Origin of the sequence: Sphingomonas flavida (assembly GCF_036663655.1) — a bacterium.
In the GTDB taxonomy this organism is placed as follows: domain Bacteria; phylum Pseudomonadota; class Alphaproteobacteria; order Sphingomonadales; family Sphingomonadaceae; genus Sphingomonas.
Genome location: NZ_JAXOJH010000036.1, coordinates 1 through 7,858, shown reverse-complemented (window position 1 = coordinate 7,858; position 7,858 = coordinate 1). Strand labels below are relative to the sequence as shown.

At 62.3% G+C, this 7,858-nt stretch carries 5 protein-coding genes; 3 read left to right on the top strand and 2 right to left on the bottom strand.

Annotated elements, in window-relative coordinates:
• The coding region (locus tag U1703_RS18585) for a hypothetical protein (protein WP_332786934.1) at positions 1-222 on the top strand (222 nt) is incomplete at its 5' end.
• Positions 223-267: 45 nt separating this feature from the next.
• Here U1703_RS18585 and U1703_RS18580 read toward each other — a convergent pair.
• Positions 268-2,502 carry a S9 family peptidase gene (locus U1703_RS18580; RefSeq protein ID WP_332786933.1) on the bottom strand — a complete coding sequence of 745 codons (2,235 nt, stop codon included), beginning with the start codon at positions 2,500-2,502 and terminating at the stop codon, positions 268-270.
• 323 nt (positions 2,503-2,825) lie between these two features.
• Here U1703_RS18580 and U1703_RS18575 point away from each other — a divergent pair, with 323 nt between their 5' ends.
• Together U1703_RS18575 and U1703_RS18570 are read left to right on the top strand one after the other, a co-directional pair.
• A complete protein-coding gene (locus U1703_RS18575) occupies positions 2,826-5,672 on the top strand; it encodes a TonB-dependent receptor plug domain-containing protein (RefSeq protein WP_332786932.1) in 2,847 nt (948 codons plus the stop codon).
• Between the two features lie 247 nt (positions 5,673-5,919).
• Positions 5,920-6,240 carry a hypothetical protein gene (locus U1703_RS18570; protein WP_332786931.1) on the top strand — a complete coding sequence of 107 codons (321 nt, stop codon included), beginning with the start codon at positions 5,920-5,922 and terminating at the stop codon, positions 6,238-6,240.
• 849 nt (positions 6,241-7,089) lie between these two features.
• Here the strand turns inward: U1703_RS18570 and U1703_RS18565 are convergent.
• Positions 7,090-7,858 (bottom strand): IS91 family transposase (locus U1703_RS18565; protein WP_332786930.1); only part of this gene is annotated, 769 nt, incomplete at its 5' end.

Here is a 7,858-nt window from a genome sequence, read left to right as displayed (position 1 = left end):
GCGAGGTTCCTCATGTTGAAGGAACCCCATCGTCCGCCTCCGCTGCCGCACGGCCAAACCTCAGCGCAGACGCGCTACATCACCACCGGCACCAGTGCCGCGCAGCGGCTTCGTGCATTGGGTCGTAGTTCGGCCGAATCCTACCATCATCTCGGTGGCGCACATTCATCACTGATGCCCGCCGCAAGCTTTCACATCTGCTCAAAACGTCGCGCTACATGAAGCCTGTTGCGTGCTACGGTGCAGTGACAAATCCCGAAAATCGCCTCAATGCTGGGCGTTACTGGACGGTAAGGCGGCTAATTGCGGCGGATTTTCGTCCAGCAGATTACGCGTGAAATAGTCGCGGAATTTTCTCCAGAAGAAGGGCTGATAGACCGAATGGCGTGTGTTCGGTAGGATCACCAAGTCAACATCGCGGCCCGCATCAATGATCGCCTTGGCCAACCTAAGGCTTTCGGTTACGGGCACATTGTCGTCGATATCGCCGTGAACGAGCAGCAGCTTGCCCTGCAACTGTCCCGCCACCGCCATGTTGGAATTGCGTTCCCAGGTAGCGTTGTCGGCATTACCCATTGATGCTTCCGGCCACCATGCCTTGTCGAGCCGCAGGTCGTGATTGCCCGACCAGGCAAGTCCGACCTTGAAGAATTCCGGCCGCCGCAACATGAAGCGCGCTGCGTCATAGCCGCCCGCCGAACCGCCATAAACGCCGACCCGGCTCGCATCGATAGAGGGATATCGTGCCGCCATCTGGCGGATCATCGCGATATGATCGTCCAGCCCGACCTCGCCCAGATTCTGGTAGGACGGCGCGCGAAACGCCTTGCCCCGCCGGGACGTGCCGCGCCCGTCGATCATGACCACCACGGCCCCGATCTGCGCCACGCTGGACGAGCTGGCGGAGATCGTGTCGCGCCAGCCGACCGGGACCTGGGTCGTCGTCGGGCCGGTATAGACATTATCGATCACTGGATAGCGCTGGTTCGGATCGAAGCCGATCGGGCGGTAGATCATTGCGCGCAGCGCCGTGACGCCATCCGCCGCGACACCGTAGAAGGGCTCAGTTGCCTGATAGCCGATCGCCCGCAGCGCGCTGTCGTCCGCCTTGCCCAGCTCCGCGACGATCCGGCCGTCGGCAGCATCGCGCAGGACGGTCCGGGTCGGCTGGGTCGGGCTGGACATCGCATCGACGAACCAGCGGCCGTCTTCCGACACCGTGACCTCGTGGTCGAGCGGCTCAGGCGTCAGCAGCCGGGGGGCCTCGCCGTCCATCGTCACGCGGTAGAGCGCGCGGTAATAACGGTCCCGGTCCGTCTCCCGCCCGACGCCGGTCAGCAGGATCGTCCGCGAGGGGGCATCGACATGCTCGATCCCTGTTACTTCCCATGCGCCACGGGTGAGGGGATAGCCCTGGCCCGGCGCATCCGGACGCACAAGATAAAGCTGCGCCCAACCGCTGCGCTCCGACACGTCCAGTTCGCCGCCGAGCGCGGGCGCTGCCCGGAAGAAGCTGGAGGTCACGAAGACAAGCGGATCGCCTTTCTCCCGCGCGACCATTTTTGCCGCGCCCGTGACCGGATCGGCATTGTAGACGCGCAGTTCGCCATAGCCGCGCTGAGTCCAGACCGACCGGACATGATCCCCCTCCCAATAAAAGTCGGGATCCTGCGGATAGAGGATCGATTCCGATGGAATATCGAGCATCACTGGCTTGGCATGGCGATGGCGAACCGCCTGCTCGACATCGATCACCAGTCGTTGCGCCTGAGGCAGCTTCGTGCCGCCCGCCAGCGGATAGATGTAATGGAAGGATCGCGGATAGAGGCTGCCCGGCGGGTTGGCCTGCGTGATTGCCAGGCGCGGCACGTCGCGCGTGTCGAGCCGCCACGTCGCGATCCGGCGGCTGTCGGCCGACCATTTGACCGAGACCGGCATGGGCGGCTCCTCGCTGCCGGCCTTCAATATGTCGGGCAGCAGCGCTATGCCACGGCCGTAGGGCTGGTTGCGGGTGCCGTCGCTGGTAAGCCGTACCTCTCGTCCCGATTTCCGCTCGCGCGCATACAGGTCGTAGCCGTGCGCGACGACCTCGAACCGGCCATCGGGCGAGACGACGCCTTCCCCGTTCGGCGGTCCCTTGGCGGCCTCGGTCAGCGTTCCGTCGGGGCCGAGCGTCCAGCGGCGATCCATTTCGGTGAAGCTGAGCACACCGGTCGCGGTATCGAAGGCGGGCTGTTCGACCGATAGCGCCAGCGGGTCGACCGGCTTGCTGATCCTCGCCGCCAGCAACGTCGCCAGTCGCGCCTCGTCGACGATCTCGCGTCCGGCCCGACTGCCCAGATCGAGATAGCGCAGCATGCGATGGCCCTGAATACCGGTCCGGTAGAGCACGCCCTTGTCGCCCTCGGTAAACACCGCCCGCAGCGAGGCATTAGGGAGTAGGGTCGCCAGTTGCGGCCAGAGCAGCCGATCGGCACGGGCATAGCGGTCGGCGATGGGCACGGCGGGAGGACGTGCGGCTGCTGCCGCTGCCACCCCGGGCGACGGTTGACCCTGTGACCACACCGGGCCCGTGGGCAGCACCAGCGACAGCGCCATGGATAGTCCGAATGCGCGAGAACACCGTCCGGCTTTCCACTGTGGCATAAACGTAACACGGCCCTTTTTTGAATGGCGCGTCCTTGACACCTTTGCGTCGACCATATTTTGTATACGAAATACATCAGAAGGGGGCAAGGGACATGATCGATCGGAAAAGGGCTTTTCGCATTGGCTTGATGCTGGGCTGCGCGTGTTTTGCACAGCGATTGTGCGCCCAAACTGAAATGCGTCCGAAGAACGAACCGCAGGTACAAGACAAGAACGACGATACCAACGGCGACGTCCTGGTCACGGGGTCGCGCATTCGTCGCGACGCCAAGGACAGCCCTTCGCCGGTCGCGGTCGTCACTGCTGCGGAAATCCGCTCGGTCGGATCGCAGCAGATCACCGACGTCGTGAACCAGCTTCCAGCCTTGGCCATCACCCAGACCAACCAGACCAGCAATCTGGCGGGCAATGCGGGCATCAACGCACTCGACCTGCGCGGGATGGGGACACAGCGCACGCTGGTGCTGGTCGACGGCCATCGCCAAGTGCCCGCCATTCCTGGCACCTCGGCGGTCGATCTCAGCAACATCCCGTCCAGTCTGGTCGAGCGGGTCGAGGTCGTGACCGGCGGCGCCTCGGCGCTCTACGGAGCAGACGCGGTGGCGGGCGTTGCTAACTTCATCCTGAAGAAGAATTATCAGGGGCTGGAATCGAACGTCCGCTACAATGCCTCGACCCGCAACGACATGAACCAATACGGGTTCGATCTGCTGGCAGGCACCAATTTCGCCGACAATCGAGGCAACGTCACCTTCTACACTTTTTACGACAATCAGCCGGAGGGGATCAACGGCGCAGACCGCCCCTGGACGGCGCAGGGCTATCCCTATTACGGCAAGACGAAGAGTGCGCCAAAATACACCATCTATGATGGCAACTATAACATCTACTCGTCCAACTCGGCGCAGCTGATCCTCAACAAGCAGCTATACGCCGTGGCCGCCAACGGCTCGCTGCGGGCGCCCAACCTGGGATCGCAAGGCTTCCTCAATCCGCAAGCGGTCAACACGGCCAATACCAGTGAGGCGCTGGGTACGCTGCTGGCGGGGGCAGGCAGCGAATATCACGGACGCTATGATGGCTGGCTGCTCTCGGTCCCGTCGGAGCGCTTTTCTACCCGCCTCGCCAGCCATTACGACTTCAGCGAAGCGTTCAAATTGTTCGGCAACGTCAGCTTCGCGCGCAATTTCTCGACCGCTGCCTACGCTCCGCTGACCGCCTTCGGTTATGACGCGGTTCCGGCCGACAGCCCGTATATCACCGCGCAGATGCGCGCGGCGGCAGGCGGGACGATCCCGGCGGGCGGGGTCAACTTCGCGCGGCGGGTCATTGAGGTCGGCACGCCCGAAACTCAGTATCGCCGCAAGATGGTGCAGGCGGTCGCGGGCGCCGAGGGTGATTTCCGCCTGCTGGCGCACAACTGGAACTACACCGCCTATTATACCTATGGCCGGTCCGAGCAACAGGTTCGCGACTTCAACGCGACGTCCTATGCGCGCTGGTATCAGGGGCTCGATTCCACCACCGACACGGGGGGTAATCCGATCTGCCGTAGCACGCTGACCAGCCCGAACAACGGATGCGTGCCGATCAATCCGTTCGTCACGCTGACCCAGCCGATGATCAACTATATCCAGTACACGTCGAGCTGGGCGAAGTCGGTCATGACCCAGCAGGTTGCTTCCGGCTATATCTCGGGCGGGCTAATCGATCTGCCGGGCGGCGCGGTGCAAGCGGTGATCGGTGCCGAGTACCGCAAGGAGCGCAACGATATCGGCGTGGCAGCCGAATATAATGCCGACAGTTCGAGATATGACCCGACGCTGGGCGTGACCCAGATGCCGCTGATCGGTAATTACAGCGTCAAGGAAGCTTATGGCGAACTCCATGCGCCAATCCTGCGTGCGACGCCCTTCTTCGACAGCCTGTCGGTCGACGGTGCGGTGCGCCTGTCGGATTACAGCACGGCGGGCCGCACCACGACCTGGAAGGTCGGCGGCGAATGGGCCCCGATCCGCGACATTCGTTTCCGCGCCACGTACGGCCAGGCGGTGCGCGCACCCAATATCGGCGAGTTGTTCACAGCGAGCAGCGTCGGCGGCATGTGGGTCACCGACCCCTGCAACGCCTATAACCTCGCCAACCGCATCACCCGGACGCAATATACCGCAGTCAATTGTGCGGCGATCAAGCCGACCGACCTGAGCAACTACTGGATTTACCGCGACATCATTTCGAAGGGCAATCTGGCGCTGAAGCCGGAAACCGCCCGGACGCTGACCGTGGGCGCGGTGCTCCAGCCGCGCTTCATCCCCGGCCTGTCGCTGACGGTCGATTATTACAATATCGACCTGCGCAACGCGATCGATGCCTTTGGCGCGCAGACTCTCATCGACAAATGCGTCGACCAGCCCAGCCTGACCAACGTCTTCTGTTCGCTGGTCACGCGCGATGCAGGCAACAACATCAAGTCTGTCGTCACGCAGAAGCTGAACCTGGCGCAGTATCTGACGCGCGGCATCGACTTCGGCTTGGCCTATGCGACCGACCTGGAGCGGTTCGGTCTGGGCGCGGGTAACCTGTCGATCAACGCCAACTATACCCGCCTGCTCAATCGCCGCTATACGCTGGACCCCAGCGATCCGAACACCATTACCGAATATCGCGGCGTGTTCGGCAGCCCGACCTGGAAGGGCGTGATCCGCACCACCTATTCCCAGCCGAACTGGGGCACGACCTGGACGCTGCGCCACTTCTCGCCAATGAAGGCGGCCACCACGATCACCTCAGCGAAATATGATCCGGTCTTCACGCCCAACGTCTTCTACAACGACTTCTTCGGTTGGGTGAAGCTGACCAGGAGTATCGAGCTGTCCGGTGGGCTCAACAACGCCTTCGACCGCAAGCCTCCGCGTATTCCGGGCGCCGAAGCGGGCGGTGCCAATTTCGAGCTGAGCTATCAGGCAGGCGTCTATGACGTGATCGGGCGGACCTTCTTCGTCGGGCTGCGCTTCATGCGATAATTTTTCCTACATAGTCGGCGGTTTTCAATAATCTTTGAGGACCGCCGCTACTGTGTCCTGTATATGTTTTTGTTCCGGTATCAGAATTGTCAGGCGGTACTCAGTCTATTGAAATGTTACGATTCAACTGGCGTACCAGAATTAGGCTCGCGTCCCGTTAATCACAGCCAGACGCCGTTTCCCGTGGCTATCGGCCAGCCTGATACCTGCCATTGCGAACCGCCCGCCCATCGAGCACATTGCCAATATGGTAGTTTCGATCATCTTCGATGCGGCTTTTGAGCGCCACGCCGCAGGGGCTGTGTGGATCGTAGATACTGCCGAAAACCGCCGATGGTTTGACAAGCAGGACGATCTTGATGCCGGAAGTGCCGTATTCATCCCGGAAGGCGGGAAGGTCGGGCGTGAAGCAATATTGCGGTCGATCTGGAACGTCCAAGAGCACTATCCAGATTGGTCGCAGATTTTCGTTATCGGCGTGCCCACCGGTATCGAGTTATCGGACGACCTGCGCGACGAGGGTAATGTGATGGCGATGAAACAAGGGTTTGCGCTCGCCCGCGTATAGTTGGCTTGTCGGCCGCGGCGCTCCAAAAGCTGCCTGTCGCTTCAACACGCCGAGCAGACATGCCGCGATCGCCGACTTGCGGGCGTCCGATGTCGAGCATAGGTTTCCGCGATGCACGAACGACTTGCTTTGTTGCCGCTTCTTCTTGTGGTTCCAACTAGGGCACAAGCTGACTGTCCTTCTGCTTTCACTCCGGCTAATCTCAAGGTGGTGCGGCCTACAATGCCCCCGCTGCCACAAAGGGATCGGTATCCATATCCCTAAGCCAAAGTCCGGGTAACCTGCAGGATCAAGGTAGACGGCCACTTAAGCGCGTGTTCGTCTGACCTGTATGATGAAAGAGGGCCTGTGCTCGCGGCCTATGTGGCACACTGGCAGGTGTCAGCGCCTCGTCAACGTCGCTGTCCGCTTCGCGGGCGGCAGTTCATCGCTAAGTTCAGGCTGTGGAACGGCGATTAACCACCCATGCCGGACCTTCATTCTTGAAGCGAGACGGTGGATGATGCGCTGTTTTCGATATGAACGAATGGCAGAAGGCGGAACGCTGGTGAGGCCCCTCAATGACCAATTATGTGAAGGAAATCGGGCACCGGCAGGTGTACGATATCCTCCAAAGCAGGAAGCCGCGGGCCACGCGCGGTGACCTATGGGATTTTCGGGTTTTGTGCTGGTGCGAGGCGCGCGTGATGGTTGGCGGGACAGCTTTCAGGGTGTGTATTCGGCTCTGATGCTGCCCGGCGCCGGGGCCTGCGATGGCAGTCCGCACAGCAGGTGATATCACCGGCGCGAGCGTCGTCCTTGCCGGAAGCACAAGGTTTGCACGGCGGGATGTGTTCGAGCCATGCCGGATCATGGCTGGTTGGTCCCGGTCGGGTTGGTGCCCTGCGGCGGGGCGCGGGGCTGTCGCCAGCACGCGAAGGTTTCGATGACGACCATGTGCCCACCGCAGCACGGGCATGGTGGTCGGACGTCATCGGGTTCAGCCGATAGGGTCTCTGTCACGGGCGGCACAATCCCGAGCAGTTCGCGGGCGCGTTCGAGATGCGCCTTGCGGGTGGCACCGGCGAGCAGGCCATAGTGACGGATGCGGTGGAAGCCCTTGGGCAGGACGTGGAGCAGGAAGCGGCGGATGAACTCGTCGGGGCTGAGCGTCATGACCTGCTGCCGGTCGGCTCCGCCCCGGCGGTAATCCTTGTAGCGGAAGGTGACGCCCGCCTGGTCGAAGCGCAGCAGCCGGCTGTTCGAGATTGCCACGCGGTGGGTGTAGCGCGACAGATAGGCGAGCACCGTCTCCGGCCCGGCGAACGGCGGCTTGGCATAGACGACCCAGCGCTTCTTCCAGACCGGTGTCAAGTGCCGCAGGAAGGCGCGCCGGTCGGAGAGATGCGCGAGGCTGCCATGGAAGCCGAGCCTTCCCGCCTTGTACAGCGCCATCAGCCGGGTCAGGAACAAGCGGCGGAACAGCTTGTCGAGGACGTGCACCGGCAGCAGGAACGCCGGGCGTGACGAGATCCAGCGACGGCCGTCCCGCGACATCCCGCCGCCCGGGACAATCATATGGATGTGCGGGTGGTGGGTCATCGCCGAGCCCCAGGTGTGAAGCACGGCGGTGATGCCG

Excerpts from the sequence above, each read along its gene's own strand:
- U1703_RS18575 (WP_332786932.1), top strand. The coding sequence starts at position 2,826 with ATGCGTCCGAAGAACGAACCGCAGGTACAAGACAAGAACGACGATACC.
- U1703_RS18570 (WP_332786931.1), top strand. The coding sequence starts at position 5,920 with ATGGTAGTTTCGATCATCTTCGATGCGGCTTTTGAGCGCCACGCCGCA.